This window comes from Ectothiorhodospira sp. 9100 (assembly GCF_022227565.1).
GTDB lineage: Bacteria > Pseudomonadota > Gammaproteobacteria > Ectothiorhodospirales > Ectothiorhodospiraceae > Ectothiorhodospira > Ectothiorhodospira marina.
In genome coordinates, this window is the sequence record NZ_JAJNAN010000011.1 from 48,665 (window position 1) to 63,407 (window position 14,743).

Annotated in this window: 12 protein-coding genes and 1 riboswitch; of the genes, 6 read left to right on the plus strand and 6 right to left on the minus strand. The window is 61.3% G+C overall.

Annotated features, from left to right (window positions below; genetic code table 11):
- Nucleotides 1-4: 4 nt before the first annotated feature.
- On the minus strand, nucleotides 5-493 hold the full coding sequence (locus LPW29_RS05460) for a YaiI/YqxD family protein (RefSeq protein ID WP_090250204.1): 489 nt from the start codon (nucleotides 491-493) through the stop codon (nucleotides 5-7).
- A 94-nt stretch (nucleotides 494-587) separates the two neighbouring features.
- Entirely contained in the window at nucleotides 588-1,340 is a 753-nt protein-coding gene (gene bluB, locus LPW29_RS05465; protein ID WP_238627178.1) for a 5,6-dimethylbenzimidazole synthase, read from the minus strand.
- A 49-nt stretch (nucleotides 1,341-1,389) separates the two neighbouring features.
- Nucleotides 1,390-1,591: riboswitch (cobalamin riboswitch) on the minus strand.
- Between the two features lie 99 nt (nucleotides 1,592-1,690).
- Between bluB and LPW29_RS05470 the strand changes: the two genes are divergently transcribed.
- Entirely contained in the window at nucleotides 1,691-2,332 is a 642-nt protein-coding gene (locus tag LPW29_RS05470) for an ABC transporter ATP-binding protein (protein ID WP_238627179.1), read from the plus strand.
- A gap of 2 nt (nucleotides 2,333-2,334) precedes the next feature.
- Nucleotides 2,335-3,126: an ABC transporter permease gene (locus tag LPW29_RS05475; RefSeq protein ID WP_238627180.1), complete on the plus strand. Its 792-nt coding sequence runs from the start codon at nucleotides 2,335-2,337 to the stop codon at nucleotides 3,124-3,126.
- Between the two features lie 29 nt (nucleotides 3,127-3,155).
- Here the strand turns inward: LPW29_RS05475 and LPW29_RS05480 are convergent, their stop codons facing one another.
- Together LPW29_RS05480 and LPW29_RS05485 are read right to left on the minus strand one after the other, a co-directional pair.
- Nucleotides 3,156-4,337, minus strand: coding sequence for an MFS transporter (locus LPW29_RS05480; protein ID WP_238627181.1), 1,182 nt, complete (start codon nucleotides 4,335-4,337; stop codon nucleotides 3,156-3,158).
- The gene (locus LPW29_RS05485; RefSeq protein WP_238627182.1) at nucleotides 4,334-4,906 is read right to left on the minus strand and encodes a TetR/AcrR family transcriptional regulator; all 573 of its coding nucleotides are present in this window, start codon (nucleotides 4,904-4,906) and stop codon (nucleotides 4,334-4,336) included. Before LPW29_RS05485 ends, LPW29_RS05480 begins: the two co-directional genes overlap by 4 nt.
- A gap of 264 nt (nucleotides 4,907-5,170) precedes the next feature.
- Between LPW29_RS05485 and LPW29_RS05490 the strand changes: the two genes are divergently transcribed.
- A complete protein-coding gene (locus LPW29_RS05490) occupies nucleotides 5,171-7,282 on the plus strand; it encodes a molybdopterin-containing oxidoreductase family protein (RefSeq protein ID WP_238627183.1) in 2,112 nt (703 codons plus the stop codon).
- A 3-nt stretch (nucleotides 7,283-7,285) separates the two neighbouring features.
- Entirely contained in the window at nucleotides 7,286-8,143 is an 858-nt protein-coding gene (locus tag LPW29_RS05495) for a hypothetical protein (RefSeq protein WP_238627184.1), read from the plus strand.
- Nucleotides 8,144-8,179: 36 nt separating this feature from the next.
- On the opposite strand, the gene LPW29_RS05500 is transcribed toward LPW29_RS05495, so the two are convergent.
- Nucleotides 8,180-9,283, minus strand: coding sequence for a GGDEF domain-containing protein (locus LPW29_RS05500; protein WP_238627202.1), 1,104 nt, complete (start codon nucleotides 9,281-9,283; stop codon nucleotides 8,180-8,182).
- A 162-nt stretch (nucleotides 9,284-9,445) separates the two neighbouring features.
- Nucleotides 9,446-9,787, minus strand: a complete 342-nt coding sequence (locus LPW29_RS05505) for a carboxymuconolactone decarboxylase family protein (RefSeq protein ID WP_090250224.1) — start codon at nucleotides 9,785-9,787, stop codon at nucleotides 9,446-9,448.
- Nucleotides 9,788-9,979: 192 nt separating this feature from the next.
- Between LPW29_RS05505 and LPW29_RS05510 the strand changes: the two genes are divergently transcribed.
- Nucleotides 9,980-12,379: an alkaline phosphatase gene (locus LPW29_RS05510; protein ID WP_238627185.1), complete on the plus strand. Its 2,400-nt coding sequence runs from the start codon at nucleotides 9,980-9,982 to the stop codon at nucleotides 12,377-12,379.
- 135 nt (nucleotides 12,380-12,514) lie between these two features.
- Complete coding sequence (locus LPW29_RS05515) at nucleotides 12,515-14,563, plus strand: phytase (protein WP_238627186.1); 2,049 nt, start codon at nucleotides 12,515-12,517, stop codon at nucleotides 14,561-14,563.
- Nucleotides 14,564-14,743 lie beyond the last annotated feature (180 nt).

Consider the following 14,743-nt stretch of genomic DNA (forward strand, 5'->3'; position numbering starts at 1 on the left):
TGGGTTAAGCCCCGGCGTTTCGTTGCAGCCATCGATCCAGTTGATTGGCAAAGGCTTGCCGGTCACCCTGGCTGAGGGCTGGCGGGCCGCCGGTGTCGACGCCGCTTGCCCTCAGGGTGTCCATGAAGTCTCTCATCTGCAAGCGTTGGCGGATTGTGTCCCGGGTGTACAACTCACCACGCGGGTTGAGTGCCTGTCCCGCCTTGTCCAGTACCTCGGCGGCCAGGGGGATGTCGGCGGTAATGACCAGGTCCCCCGAGGAGATCCGGCGCACGATTTCGTTATCCGCCACATCGTAGCCGGATCCCACCTGTAGGGTTTTGATAAAGGGTGAACGCGGTACCTGGATGAATTGGTTCGCTACCAGGGTGACGGAGATTCGGGTGCGTTGTGCCGCACGAAACAGGATCTCCTTGATCACCACGGGGCAGGCATCCGCGTCCACCCATATGCGAGGGCCGGGGTCGTGTGTGGCGGGTTGAATGGATGTCATTGCACCAGTGTAAACCACATTTCTGTTCAGGATCCCCTGTGATTGCCCTGACTCCCTGCATCCAGGGGGTGAAGCCCCCCTGGATGCAGGGGAGTTAAAGGGGGACTTCAGAGCGGGTTGCCTTGGCCTGGCATGCCCGAACCGCTTTGACCAGGTCGTCATTCGGGGCGGGGGCATGCCCCCAGCCATCCATATGGATCAACTGCTCCAAAGGCAATCGAGGGCGCCAGCCTGCGGCTTCCAGTTCAGGTTTGTCGTGGAAGTGGCTGACACGGCCAATACACAGATAGGCCACGGGGACGATCTCGTCAGGTAGATTCAGTACCTCGCGGATGTCCTCCGGCCGAAAGATGCTCACCCAGCCCACGCCCAGCCCCTCGCTGCGGGCGGCCAGCCACAGGTTCTGCACGGCGCAGACCACACTGTAAAGGTCCATTCGGTGGTCGTGGGTGCGACCAATCACCACCGGGCCGGCACGCTCCCGGTCGCAGGTGATGCACAGATTGATGGGGGCATCCAGAATGCCCTCCAGGCGCAGACTGCGGTAGGTTTCCTGTTTCTCGCCTTCGAACATCCCCGCTGCCTCTTCATTGGCACGGGTGAACGCCTGATGCGCCCGATCCTTGATTTGCGGATCCTTGACGACCACGAAACTCCAGGGCTGCATGTAGCCTACCGAGGGAGCAAAGTGGGCCGCCGTCAGGATCCGGGCCAGCATATCATCGGGCACCGGGTCGGGCAGGAACTGCCCTCGCACGTCCCGCCGGCAGAGCATATTGCGGTAGATGGCCTCGCGTTCGGCCTGTGTGAAACGGTGAGGTTCGTGGTTTGAATCACCAGCCTGCATGTTATTCCCCTTGTTCAAGCAGGTGGGACGGCAGCCCGGCCTTGCTGCCGCATAATGAAGCTGTCGGGCCGGTCTTCTGACTCGGGTTCGTCCCGTGGAAACGCCTTCCCGCGCATGGCAGTGGCATGATGTCTCCGCGGTCCCCCTCACAGCGCTGGGCGCGTTGCGGACTCGGTGATCGTGGATCGATCACCCCACCGCATTCCCGATTCTCCCGTGTAAAAACGGGCACCCGACAGCCGATGATGAATGGCGGGGTGCAGTATAACGGATAGTCTGCCTGGTTCGGCAGGATGTCCCGGGTGGAAACCGGTGCCCCATTTTCCAAAACCTGTCGGTATACTGACCGCATGGATGCGCCTACATTTGCCGTCACCGATGGCCCCCTGCTTCAACTGACTGGATTGCAATCCGATCACATGGGGCCGGTTGATTTGTCACTGGCGCTTGGCGAACTGTTGCTCATCGCCGGGCCCTCCGGAGCCGGCAAGTCGCTGCTGCTCAGGGCTATTGCCGATCTGGATCCCCTTCGTGGCCAGGTATGGCTGGACAACCAGTTGCGGGAAACCATTCTCCCCGCCCTTTGGCGCCGCCAGGTGGGGTATTTGCCGGCAGAGCCCGTGTGGTGGGCGGATACCGTGGATGCGCATTTCACGGGAGTTCAGGACGACTGGCTGGAGCAGTTGGGGTTCCAGTCGGACGTGCGCCAATGGGAGGTGGAGCGCCTCTCCAGTGGCGAGCGTCAGCGCCTGGCCCTGGCCCGGATGCTCGGCAATGGTCCTCGAGTGTTGCTCCTGGATGAGGCCACGGCCAACCTGGATCCTGACAATACTCTGCGCATGGAGTCCCTGGTCAGGAGATATATGACTGAACGACAGGCCGGCACCATCTGGGTCAGCCATGACCATGAGCAGCGCCAGCGACTGGGTGGCCGTCTGCTGATGATGGAACGGGGGCGGCTGGCCGAACCCGCGCTGGAAGCGAGGGCCTGAACATGGAGGTGATACATCTTTCCCCCTGGGATCTGAGCATCGCTACCCTGCTGGTCATGGCCTTGGCGCTGTTGACGAGTCGCGTGGGCATGGGCCTCTCCAAGGGCCTGCTGGTGGCAGCGGCGCGCACCGTGATCCAGTTGCTGCTCATCGGACTGGTGCTGACTACCTTGTTCGAGCACGCTGCCCTGCATTGGGTGGCTCTGATGGCGCTGATCATGCTACTGGTGGCGGGCCGCGAGGTGATGGCACGCCAGGCAAGGCGTTTTCGAGGCTGGTGGGGATACGGTATTGGCACCCTGGCCATGTTCACATCGGCCTTTACTGCCACGATCCTGGCCCTCACGGTCATCATCAGCCCCGCCCCGTGGTGGGAGCCACAGTACGCTATCCCCCTGCTGGGTATGCTGCTGGGCAATACCATGACGGGCATTGCCCTGGGCCTGGACCGGCTCACCACCACGGCCTGGCAGCAGCGGCGCATGATCGAAGGGCGTCTGATCCTGGGGCAGACCTGGTCCGAGTCCATTCAGGATATCCGCCGGGATGCCGCCCGCAGTGGTCTCATGCCCATCATCAATGCCATGGCCGCTGCCGGTATTGTCAGCCTGCCGGGCATGATGACCGGTCAGATACTCGCCGGTACCCCGCCCATGGAAGCCGTGAAATACCAGATCCTGGTCATGTTCCTGATCACCGCCGGCACGGGCTTTGGCACTTTGGGGGCTATCTGGCTGGGCGCCCGGCGCCTGTTCGACGAACGCGAACGTTTGCGGCTGGATCGGCTGGCTTGACGAGAATCCCGTGTCCGGGAGCAGTGTCATCAAGAGATTTGCCAGTCCACCACGGGGCGTTCGCTCAACAGCCATGACCCCAGCCCAGCGACCACGAGTCCAACCAGGGCGAAGAGCATGAAGGTGGTCACATGGCCTTCCGTGCCGACAAGCCAGCCGGCCAGTGGAGAGCCGGCAACCTGGCCGATTGAGGTGGCGAGCAGGGGCACGACCGGGCCAAGGGATGGCGCCTGCTCCATGATCTGGATACTCCTGACCAGGTAGAAACCGGTGAGAGTCATGTATCCCACGCCGAACAGGGCCGCGGATGACAGGGCCAGAGCAAAGTTGCCTGGATCCCAGGCCAGCAGCGCGATAGAAGCCGACATCACAGTGAGGCCGGCAGCATGGCTAAGGGCCGGTCCGAAGCGAGAAATGAGATCACCAGCACCGCCCCCCGCGATTCCTCCAATGCCCACGGCCAGCCACATCCAGGCGGTCTGGCTCGATGCCAGACCTCCAGAAGTGATCACCGCATCGGGCGCGAACACCCAGTAGGCCGCGCTGACGCACCCCATGGCAAAGGCCAGTGAACTCAGCCGCCCGATGCCAAGCCATTGCATGCGACTCACGGGGGGAGGCGCTGGGCGAGATGGTGACGCTGTGGCAGGCCGATCCTCCCGAGGCAAATAGACGAGGGTCGCCAGGGCGCCTATGGCAGCCAGGGCGGCGAACCCCATATAGGCGCTACGCCAGGCCTCTGCCCAGATCAGCACGGCCGGCATGGCAAGTGCGATGCCCAGGCTGGTGCTGGCATTGATGGTGGCATTCACCCTCCCGCGAAGATGGGGCACCACCACCCGGTGAACGGCCTCCGCCATGACAGGAGAGGACAACCCGGTGCTGATTCCACAGATCAGCACACCAACGGCCAGCAGCATGGATGTGGGTGCCTGGGCAATCGTGATCAGCCCCACCCCGGCCAGGGTGGCGGCTGTTAGCGCTGCGTGTCGTACCCCGAGGCGGCGGGTCATCCAGGGGGCGACAAGGATGGCGAAGACAAAACTCAGGAAGGGCAGGGCGCCGATGACCCCGGCCATGGTTGGCGTGATCGTCAGTTCGTTGCGCATTTCGGGCAGAAAGAGTCCGAATACGAAGCGAGCCAAGCCGTAGGTAATGGCGATGACCCCGCCGCCGAGGGTCGCCATGCCAAGAGGGGATAAGGGTTTCATCGAGTTTCAGTTTCGCTTTGCGCTGCCAACAGCAGGGTGTCAACGGCCGTCCGGGTGTCGGCCAGGGCCGCCTGTGTGCCCAGCAGGGCCACAGCGGTGTTGCTTCCTTCCAGTACCAAGAAAAGCCGTCGCGCCAGGCCGTCGTGGTGATCCAGTCCATCGCGGGCCAGGCTGGCCTCGAGGCGCGCCAGCAGATCGGCCTTGGCGGCAACCGCCAGGGCATGAATCTCGGCGCTGTGTTCGGCGAACTCCCCCATCGCCTTGACCATGATGCAGCCATGCTGGCTGTGGTTTTCCAGCCAGCGGCCATGGGCGTCCACCAGGGCCCGAGTGACCTGGCCCGGCACCACAGAGGCCGTTGCCGTATCGAGGCTGGCCATGAAGCGTTCATGACGCGTCGCCAGGACGGCGGCCACCAGGGCCTCCTTGGAGGCGAAATGGTTATAGAGCGTCATGCGCACCACCCCGGCGGCCGCCACGATGCGGTCGATTCCCGTGGCATGAAAGCCCTCTTCATAGAAGAGTCGCTCGGCGGTGGCGAGCAGTTGGTCACGTTTGGAGGCTGGCATCGAGGATCCTATTTATATAGATCAGTCTATATAAATATGAACGTCATGACTGGCGCTGTCAAAGGATTTCTTGGCCAGGTGCTTCCGGCAGGCACTGAGCGGTCCTTTTGAACTGGACGCAGCCTTGCTGCGGGGGCGTCTTGATGGCCGCAACGTCATCGTGGTCATTCGAATACGGGCTGTATCTCGCGCATACTCTCGACCCTGGTTCAGAAACTTCCCAGCCCAGTGCCCCATTCGCGTTTTCCGAGGACGACCCACCCCATGGCCACCGTCAAAAGTACCTGCTACGAGTGTGATGCCAACTGTGCCATCGACGTGACCCTCGATCCCGGTGGCGAGCCCGTGAAGATCGATGGCCCCGACTGCCCCCGATGTTATGTGCAACTGGATCGGCGCAACCATCCGGATCGACTGATCCATCCGCTGCGGCGGGTGGGGCCCCGAGGTGGGGGCGAGTTCGAGCGTATCTCCTGGGATGAGGCGCTGGACACCATTGCCGCGCGCCTGAGCGCCACGCGCGAGCAGCATGGTGCCGAGACGGTGGCCTTTTTCGCAGGCTACACCAAGGAGGCTCGCCCGCAGCTGCAGCGCCTGGCCCACGCCTTCGGATCGCCCAACTACATGACCGAGAGCGGTTGCTGCTTCTCCTCCACCAAGGTGGCGGAGGAGGTGACCTTTGGCACCAAGATCAAGACATCCTCCACGGTGGCCTCGGAGGCCACTCGCTGTCTGCTGGTGTGGTCCACCAACCCGCGCGGTTCCATTCCGCCGTTTCATCAGCATGCCCTGGCCCAGGCAAAACCCGGACGACCCATGATCGTGGTGGATCCGCGCGTCACGCCCCTGGCGGAGCAGGCCGAGGTTCACCTGCAGATCCGGCCCGGTACCGACGGGGCCCTGGCACTGGGCATGCATCATCTCATCTTCGTGCATGGCTGGCAGGATCAGGCCTTCCTGGACGAATGGGGTAACGGCGTGGAGGCTTTTCGGGATTATGTGGCAGCATTCATGCCGGAGCGGGTGGCGGCCATCTGTGGCATTGCGGTAGCGGATCTGGAGCGTGCAGCCCGGTTGTATGCCACCCATTCACCGGCGCAGATCATGCTTTCACCCACGTCTACGGTGCAGCACAGTAACGGCTTCCAGAATCACCGGGCCGTCATCCTGCTGGCTGCCGTCACGGGCAATATCGACCGCGAGGGCGGTAATCGCTTCTTCAATGACAAGGTCACCCCCAAGCCCATCGATCTGTTCGATCACTGCCTCAAGAACCTGCCACCGCGCATCGGCGATGAGACCTTCCCGGTGTGGACCCGTCATTGGCCGGCGGCGCAAAGCATGCTGTTGCCCGATGCCATTCTGGAGGGGCGGCCTCAACCCATTCGCGCGTTGCTGGCCATGGGTATCAACACGGTGATGTGGCCACACTCACAGCGCATGGAGCAGGCGCTGGGGGCGCTGGACTTTTTCGCCGCATCCGATTTCTTCCACAATCCCGCCACGCGCATGGCGGACATCGTCCTGCCTGCCGCCACCAATCTGGAACGCACGGCCTTGATCGCCTATCCGGGCTGCAACTTCCGTGGCGAACTGCGCTACAGGCGCGCCGCCGTCAAACCCCGTGGTGAGGCGCGCCCGGATGCGGAGGTCTTCCTGGATCTGGGGGTGCGCCTGGGGATGGCGGATCAGTTCTGGAATGGCAATCTGGAGGCCTGCTGGGCCGAAGCCGCCGAAGGGATCCCGGAAAGCATTCGTGAGCAGGTGTACAACGACCCGGATGGGGTGACCGTGTTTGCGGGGGTACTGGATGAGCTGGTGGAACATGGCTTTTTGGAGGGGGATCGCCAGTATCGCCTGAGGGGTTTCAAAACCCGGAGCGGCAAGGTGGAGTTCGATGCCGGGGAACTGCGCGATGCCGGGCATGAGGGGTTGCCTGTGTGGTGTGAACCTGCCGAGAGTCCCCTCTCCACGCCTGAACTGGCCCGGGATTACCCGCTGGTGCTCACCAGCGGAGCCCGCCACAAGCATGCCACCCACTCCCAGCATCAGTATCTGGAGCGCATGCGCCGGGCGGTGCCCGATCCCCTGGTGGAACTGCATCCTCATGATGCTGCCGCCCGCGGTATCGGCGATGGGGACGCGGTCGAAGTGGCCTCGCCGCGCGGACGGGTCCGGTTTGTGGCGCGCGTGACCTACCGTATCAAGCCCGGTGTGGCGCACTGCGCCCACGGCTGGAATCACGCCAACGTCAACGAACTCACTGATGACCGAAAGCTGGATCCCATCAGCGGCTTCCCAGCATTCAAGTCATTGCTGTGCCAGGTGACGCGGATGCATGAGGAATCCGGGGATCAGCTGGCGGAGGTGGGTTGAAACATGCCCTTTATCGGTGTGCTACCGGAACGCAAGCATCTGTTCCAGCCTGAACCACAGCGGGACGTTGCCGTGTCGGATGCGGCCGCCTGGCGACTGAATCCGCGTTACCGTGATGTCTACGACAAGCTGCGGCTGGCCCTGGACGCAGGTTTGAGTGCCGCCCCCTGCGGCGTGACGCCCATGGATCTGGGCATCGCGCCGGAGGATGAAGTCTTCGTCAAGCCCATCATCAACCTGGCTGGCATGGGACTGGACGCCCGGTCGATGCGGGCAGGTGATGTCCCTGCCGAGCCCGGAAGCTTCTGGTGTCAGCGCCTGAGCGGATTGCACACCAGCACCGACTGTCTGGTTCAGGAGGGTGTGGTGCGCTGGTTCGCCCACACCCGGGCCTCGGCCGAAAAAGATGCCGCGCGGCCCATTTACTGGGAAATCGGCGCTTCCCTGCCGGAACTGGAGCCCTGGATTCATGACTGGGTGGGGCGTCATCTGTCCGGTTACAACGGCCTGTGCAATATCGAACTGATCGGCGGGCGGCCCATCGAGGTCCACCTCAGGGGGTCCAATGGTTTTTTTGACTTCTACGGCCCGGATTTTCTGCCGGCCTGGGTGGCGCTGGCTGATGGGGCGCCATTCACCCCGCCATCGGCCCCCGAGGGCGGCTTCGTGATCTCCGTGTTTGGCAGTGCTGATTTAAGCAAGGGCAGCCTGAAGGCCGCTGACGCCGCCGGGGTGCGGGTGCAGCCGGATAACGCCACGCCTGGTCGGGCCGCCATCCTGCGCTGTCACGATCTTGAAGCGGGTGCCCAGGTGTACGCTCGGCTGTCAGGGGGCACGCTGAAAGGGGATGGCGGAGCCTGAGTGTCGGGTCGGCGGGGTATCCCGGTCCTTGGCTTGTCACGCCAACCTTGCATCACGGAATTCCTGGGAGATGATCAGTCGGTTGCGGCCTGATGCCTTGGCTTGAAGCAGGGCCTGATCTGCCGCGTTCAGCAGGGCCCGCGCCCGTTGTTCGGGGGGGTCTCCCTTCAGCAGCCTTGGCGGCAGGCGGGCAGCGCCGATGGAGACGGTCACGTGGATTTTACCCTCTTGATCCATGGGTACGGGGGTGGCTTCCACCTGATGGCGCATGCGTTCGGCCACGGTATGTATTTCCGCGGGCTCCAGAGCCGGTAGCAGAACGACGAACTCCTCTCCGCCGTAGCGGGCCAGCAGATCGAATCTGCGTAGGTGGTGAGCAAGGCGTTGTGCCACGGCAGTGATGACCTGGTCCCCGGTGGCATGCCCGTGATCGTCGTTGACTCGTTTGAAGTGGTCGATATCCACGAACAGGCAGGCCAGGGCGTGGCCCTCCCGTTCCATACGCAGGATCTCGTCCTGCAGTCGCTGGTCGAAGAAACGGCGATTGCGCATGCCCGTGAGAGGGTCCGTCACACCGATTTCCCGTAGCCGCCACGCGGAAAGGGTGTTCTCCAGACACACCGATACGACCGCCGCCAGTCGCTTGAGCAGGTAGGTATCCTGGTCGGTGCTGTAACGTTCGGCCCGGCAGCTGCCCAGCACCAGCAGACCGATGGGGTCCGTGCCCCGCCTGAGCGGCAGCAGGGCCCGGCTGCCCAGTTGTGTCATGCCGCAAAAATCCAGGACGTCGGGATCGTCATCCCCCGGTGAGCCCAGGGTGGGTTCCCGCAGGGGGCGCAGTGGAGCAGGGTCTGCGATCAGTCGCAGCGGCCAGTGCTCGGGCAGGCTGTGACTTTCCAGTGCCGTTTGCAGGTCGTTCTGGTCGTCGCAGAGCACCAGGGCCACTTGGTCCAGGTCGAAACCGGTCTTGAGATCTTCCAGAAGAATCCCCAGGACCACCGAGAAGTCATGCGCTTCCAGCAGTCGCAGTTCCAGGGCGGCGAGACGGTTGAGCTTTTGTTCGGTTTCCCGAGCCGCGTCGATCAGGGCCTCCAGCCGCGTCCGCAGCCACTGTTTCTCCGTTGCCGCCTGTCTTTCCATGTTCAAGTGAGCCTTCTGTTGGAACCCGCGAGGAAGTACTGCGCATCTGGGCGATAGCCTAACCGAGCCGGCGGCCAGTGCACAGCACCCCCACTGACAGGGTGAAGCTCTCCATCACAGGGCAGCCCGAAAGCTGGCCTGTGAGGAGATGCCAGCCTCGCCTTAGCCACTCAACTGATCAAAGGCTTCCAGTGCCTGGGCACCGTAGACATAGGAAGGACCACCGCCCATGTAGATGGACAGGCCGATGGTCTCCATGATTTCCTCGCGGGTGGCGCCATGCTTGATGGCTGCCCTGGTATGGAAGCCGATGCACCCTTCACAGCGGATGGCAATGCCGATGGCCAGGGCCATCAATTCTTTCTGCTTGCAGGACAGCGCACCGTCCTGAGACACGGCTTTGTCCATGGCACCGAAGGCCTTGACGACTTCAGGGATCCCGCTACCCACTTCCTGCATCAGTCCGCCCAGGTGTTTAATGGTCTGGTTCCAATCTTTTTGCATGTCGCGCTCCGCGATATTTGATTAATGTCAGGATTAATTGACTTGATGAGTCTGAGATTGTGGTACATCCGGCTCGGATACAGCAACTGTTTGGATCGATTGGGTTCCGACTAATGACTTTCATGCTGGCGTCATCGCAGCGTAATGCGTTGATGTTTTCATAGGCGGCCTCGCATTTATCGAGTGTCTGCCATGTATTTTTCGTCTGGTCTCCGAGCGTTTTTGGTCAGTGCTTTGCTGCTCCTTGCGGTCTTGCCCGCCTCGGCAGCGAGCGAACCGGCGAAGAACGTGATTCTGATGATCGCCGATGGTATCGGTTTCAATGGCTGGATGGCTGCAGACTATTACGCAGGAAAAGCCGGCGAGCGGCCGTATCAGGTACCTCGTCCTGATGGGACCGCACCGTTGCTCGTTGGCCAGACCACGTGGTCCCTTAATCCGGTCGATGGGGCGGGTGAATTGCTGGGCAAGCATGAGCGCGCGGTCGCTGCCGTCCCGCAAGGCTATGATGCCGCCACCCGTTGGCACCGGTTTGAGGCGACATTCGAGAACGACTTCGCGCCGGTGGGCCGCTCCTATACCACGTACACCGATTCTGCCGCTGCCGGTACGGCTCTGCACAGTGGCAAGAAGACCCTCAATGGTCGAATCAACGTGGACTGGCGTGGGGAGTCGGCATTCATGCCCATCGGGCAACTCGCCCATGAAAGTGGCCGTTCCGTGGGCATCGTCACCAGCGTGATGGCATCACACGCCACTCCGGCATCGGCATGGTCGAATAATCTTTCGCGGGACAACTATGCCGAGATCTTCAACGAGATGGTTGATGGCCGCCTGGATGTCTTGATGGGAGCAGGGCATCCGGAATTCGACAATGACGGGCGCCGTGTCCAGGCAGACGAGGATGACTTGTTCCGTTTTGTAGGCGGTCGCGAGACCTGGGAAGCGCTCAAGGCGGGAGGCCACAACGGCTATGCTTTCATCGATGGTCTTGAATCGTTCGAGGCCGTCGCGACCGGCGATATGATGCCGGAACGTCTGGTGGGTATCTTCCAGGCACATCGCACCGCTCAGGCCAGGCGCCAGAACCAGTCAGCCGATCCACACAACCCCTCTGGTATGGCATTTGTTCCCAACGTGCCGGAACTGGCCACCATGGCTACCGGCGCTTTGCAGGTGCTGTCGCGGAATGAGGATGGTCTGTTTCTGATGGTCGAGGGGGGCGCGGTCGACTGGATGGGACATGATAATGATATGCCAAGGTTCATCGAGGAACAGGAAGCGTTCAACCAGGCTGTCGTCGCCGTCATCGATTGGGTTGAGACCCACAGTTCCTGGGAGGAGACACTACTGATCGTCACTGCCGATCACGAGACCGGAGGGATCTGGGGCGAAGGCACGTTCATGAATGGCGAGGGGGGGGCAATCGCTACCTCGCTGGAGGACGAGGCCGCGGTGGAGGCAGCGCGGTTTGATCCCACTGAAGATCGCTTTGAGCGTTTTCTTGCAGTTCAGGACCGCGGTGCCGGTAACCTGCCGGGTTACCAATTTGCCTCCGGAAAGCATACCAACGAACTGGTCCCCCTATGGGCTTTAGGCCATGGGGCCGACGCATTTCAAGCCCTGACCCGGCACGATGCATTCGCAGGTCGCTTATGGGGTCGTGGGGCACCCTATGACTGGGATGGCGATTATGTGGAGAACACCCATGTATTCGATGTGATGCAGGCTGCTTTGCGCCTCCCGGCGGTTTTACCGTCACCGTTGAGTAGCGCCAAGTCGCATAAAAACGAAAAAAATGTTGTGCTGCGCTTTGCCATTATTGGTGATGCCGAGCCCAAGCCGCTCGCCGAATTCCCGGGGGTGGCGAAGACGGTGGATCACATCAACCGACTGGCTGAGTCGGGTCGTATTGATCTGGTGGCCGGTGTGGGGGACATTCCCCACAAGGGCACCACCATCCAGTATGACGCTGTGACCGCCGTTCTTTCGCAGTTGGTACGTCCGTTCTATCCGATCATGGGAAACGAGGAGTTTGGCTCGACGGAACGTCGTTTCCTAAGGTATGCCAACCAATGGAGTATGGACCAGTCCACGATTGATTCAGTTCGATACGTAGTCGAGCACGATGAGATCGCGCTCATCTTCGCAACACCGGATCGCGATGGGCGCGATTTCAGCGATGAAGGGCTGGCGTGGGTCGAGGAACAACTGGAGGCGCTTGCCCCCAAGCCCGTATTCCTGTTCACGCATGGGGCGCCGGTGGGTGTGTTTCCCGCAGGTGGAGATAAGGGGATTAACCATCCCCGCATTGAGAGCGTGCTCGCGCATGAGAATCTCGCCGCAGTCTTTTCCGGCGACTTGCACATGGATATCGAGCGGATCGATCCATTTCGAGAGATCAACGGAGTAACGCACGTGCACGTCCCGGCGCTGGAGCGCACCAAGGTACCCGACAAGACCCGTCATACCCCTTATTTCCATGTTGTCAGTGTGATGACCGACGCCGAGGTTCTGATCGAGACCTACCGGGCTGGGGATGATGCGGACGCAGCCCCCCGGTTCAGCCATCGCTTTGCACTGACGGACTAACACTGTCTATTCGCTCGATCCCGAGGACGGCGGCCCCAATCCATTGGGGCCGTTCCATTATCGCTCTCACGTGGGCGATCGGATTCATCTTCGTCCCTTGCCGCATAAGCCTTTATTCATAGTCTGGAGCTTTTCATGCCGTTGTTCCTCCTGAATCCAGTTCGTCTTGGTCTGGCCTTTGCCCTCCTCTTTGCATCGACTGCCACTGCCCACGGTGCATCGCATTTGATGCCGTCCGGTGAGACGCAGCCCACATTAGGCAATGCTCCGGTCAGTGCCGTGGGGGTGTTTTGGCAGGGGGGGCGAGCCTTGTTGGTCAACGATGAGGAACACGGAATTGATATTCACAATTTTGAGGGAAAACGGTTGGCAACCTTCGGACGGGCAGGAATGACTGACCTTGATGCCAGGTCCGGCCTGGAATGGCGCGGCCGCGAGACGGTGGTGGTGGCAACAATCGATGAGCCTGCCGGCCGGCCCACAATCTTTACTGCCCAATCGGGGGAGTTTGTCGAGTCCGGGTTGACGGGTTTTGATCAACTGACGTACATGCCAGACGCGTTGTGCCTGTTCTACGACCGTGTAGAGGCTAACCTCTACCTGTATTTGCTCGATGGCGATGGCATGGCCGAACAATGGTTGCTGATACCGCGGGGCGATTCATCGGTGGAGGCCCGTGCAGTACGCTCATTACCGGTCGGGGGGGAAACCAAGGGTTGTCAGGTCGACGATCGAGTGGCCCAGTTGTATGTAGCCGAGGAGGGCATGGGGATCTGGCAGTGGGATGCCCATCCCGAACGGCCTGTCAGTCGCCGTCCGCTTGATCTTGTCGCTCCCTGGGGAGGCCTCGACAGCCCAACCGATATCGCAATCGATCCGGATCGTGAGCAGATCGTTGTTGCTGACGAGGGGAGTGGTTCCTTGCATTTCTATGCCCGTGACACGGGCCTGCCCCTGGGCATATTTCAAGTGGTGAGTCAGGCAGGCATCGACGGGGTCGAGGCGCCGGAGATGATCGCCTGGATACCTGCCGTGTCAGACAGTCCTCTCGAGGAGGCCTTTGCCCAGGGTGGGTTGGTGGTCACTGATGAGGACAACGCCAATGGGGCTGGCAACTATAAGCTGATTGATGCCACATCGGTCGCCGCACATACTCGCCGGGTTCATCTGGCTGCTGCGCCTGTTCCCGAAGCGATTGCCGTGGTCAAGCCCATTGGCGCGACAGATCCGGTGGCAACCGGAGGGGACGCCGCCGACGATCCAGCGATCTGGGTCCATCCTGAAGATCCTTCGAAAAGTCTTGTGCTGGGCACCGACAAAAAGGCAGGGCTGGCCGTTTATGGTCTGGATGGAAAGCTTCGTCAGTTCTTTGAGGATGGGCGCGTGAATAATGTGGACCTGCGCGACGGATTTTCCATCCAGGGTCGTGAGGTGGCCCTGGTCGCGGCCAGCAACCGGACCACTAAAGAAATTTCCTTTTACAGCATTGATCCGGACACTGGGGAGGTTTCGCGCTTGTCAGCGGAAGCGCCGGTTGAAACCGGTTTTGATGACCCCTATGGCCTATGCAACTATCGCAGCAGGAACGATGGCCACCATTATGTCTTTGTTAACGACAAGGAGGGCAACGTGGGGCAGTGGCGCATTGAGGCGAAAGCGGGACGGATTGTTGGCCAACAGGTGCGAGAATGGTCCGTGGGCTCGATCACGGAAGGATGTGTCGCCGATGACGATCATGGCCATTTGTACATTGGCGAGGAAAACGTGGCGCTCTGGCGCTATGGCGCTGAGCCGGGTGATGGCGAGTCACGTCATGCGGTCGATTACACGCGCAAGCATGGCGGCAAACATTTGACCGCCGACATTGAGGGCGTGGCAATGGCGGCAGGAGTCGGCGGAGGCGGCTATCTGGTCGTATCGAGCCAGGGTGACGATAGCTTTGCGGTTTATCGGCGCGAAGGAGATCATGACTTCGTGGGACGTTTCCGTATCGGGATGAATGCCGAGAGGGGGCTCGATGGTGCCTCGGAAACCGATGGTGTCGATGTGACATCGGCCAACCTGGGCCCGGGTTTTTCTGGTGGGCTTCTGGTTGTCCAGGACGGACGCAACCTCATGCCTGAATCCAATCAGAACTTCAAGTTTGTCTCCTGGGAAGCGGTGCTGGACGCGCTGGGTGAATGATCAAGCCCTCATCAATATCACTCCCACCCAACGCCGCCTTTATGGCGGCGTTTTGCATTAATGATGATACCCGTCGATGCCGGGCGTCATTGAACCTTCAACTCCTGGTCATTTTGTCGTGACGTGATCGTAACAGTGACGGATTAGGGTGCAGACCGTGTTTGAACGATCAGTTCATGT

Bases quoted from the DNA above. Each gene is read 5' to 3' on its own strand.
- LPW29_RS05475 (WP_238627180.1), top strand. From the start codon at position 2,335: ATGGAGGTGATACATCTTTCCCCCTGGGATCTGAGCATCGCTACCCTG.
- LPW29_RS05470 (WP_238627179.1), top strand. From the start codon at position 1,691: ATGGATGCGCCTACATTTGCCGTCACCGATGGCCCCCTGCTTCAACTG.
- LPW29_RS05485 (WP_238627182.1), bottom strand. From the start codon at position 4,906: ATGCCAGCCTCCAAACGTGACCAACTGCTCGCCACCGCCGAGCGACTC.
- LPW29_RS05490 (WP_238627183.1), top strand. From the start codon at position 5,171: ATGGCCACCGTCAAAAGTACCTGCTACGAGTGTGATGCCAACTGTGCC.
- LPW29_RS05500 (WP_238627202.1), bottom strand. From the start codon at position 9,283: ATGGAAAGACAGGCGGCAACGGAGAAACAGTGGCTGCGGACGCGGCTG.
- LPW29_RS05515 (WP_238627186.1), top strand. From the start codon at position 12,515: ATGCCGTTGTTCCTCCTGAATCCAGTTCGTCTTGGTCTGGCCTTTGCC.
- LPW29_RS05505 (WP_090250224.1), bottom strand. From the start codon at position 9,787: ATGCAAAAAGATTGGAACCAGACCATTAAACACCTGGGCGGACTGATG.
- LPW29_RS05460 (WP_090250204.1), bottom strand. From the start codon at position 493: ATGACATCCATTCAACCCGCCACACACGACCCCGGCCCTCGCATATGG.
- LPW29_RS05480 (WP_238627181.1), bottom strand. From the start codon at position 4,337: ATGAAACCCTTATCCCCTCTTGGCATGGCGACCCTCGGCGGCGGGGTC.
- bluB (WP_238627178.1), bottom strand. From the start codon at position 1,340: ATGCAGGCTGGTGATTCAAACCACGAACCTCACCGTTTCACACAGGCC.
- LPW29_RS05495 (WP_238627184.1), top strand. From the start codon at position 7,286: ATGCCCTTTATCGGTGTGCTACCGGAACGCAAGCATCTGTTCCAGCCT.
- LPW29_RS05510 (WP_238627185.1), top strand. From the start codon at position 9,980: ATGTATTTTTCGTCTGGTCTCCGAGCGTTTTTGGTCAGTGCTTTGCTG.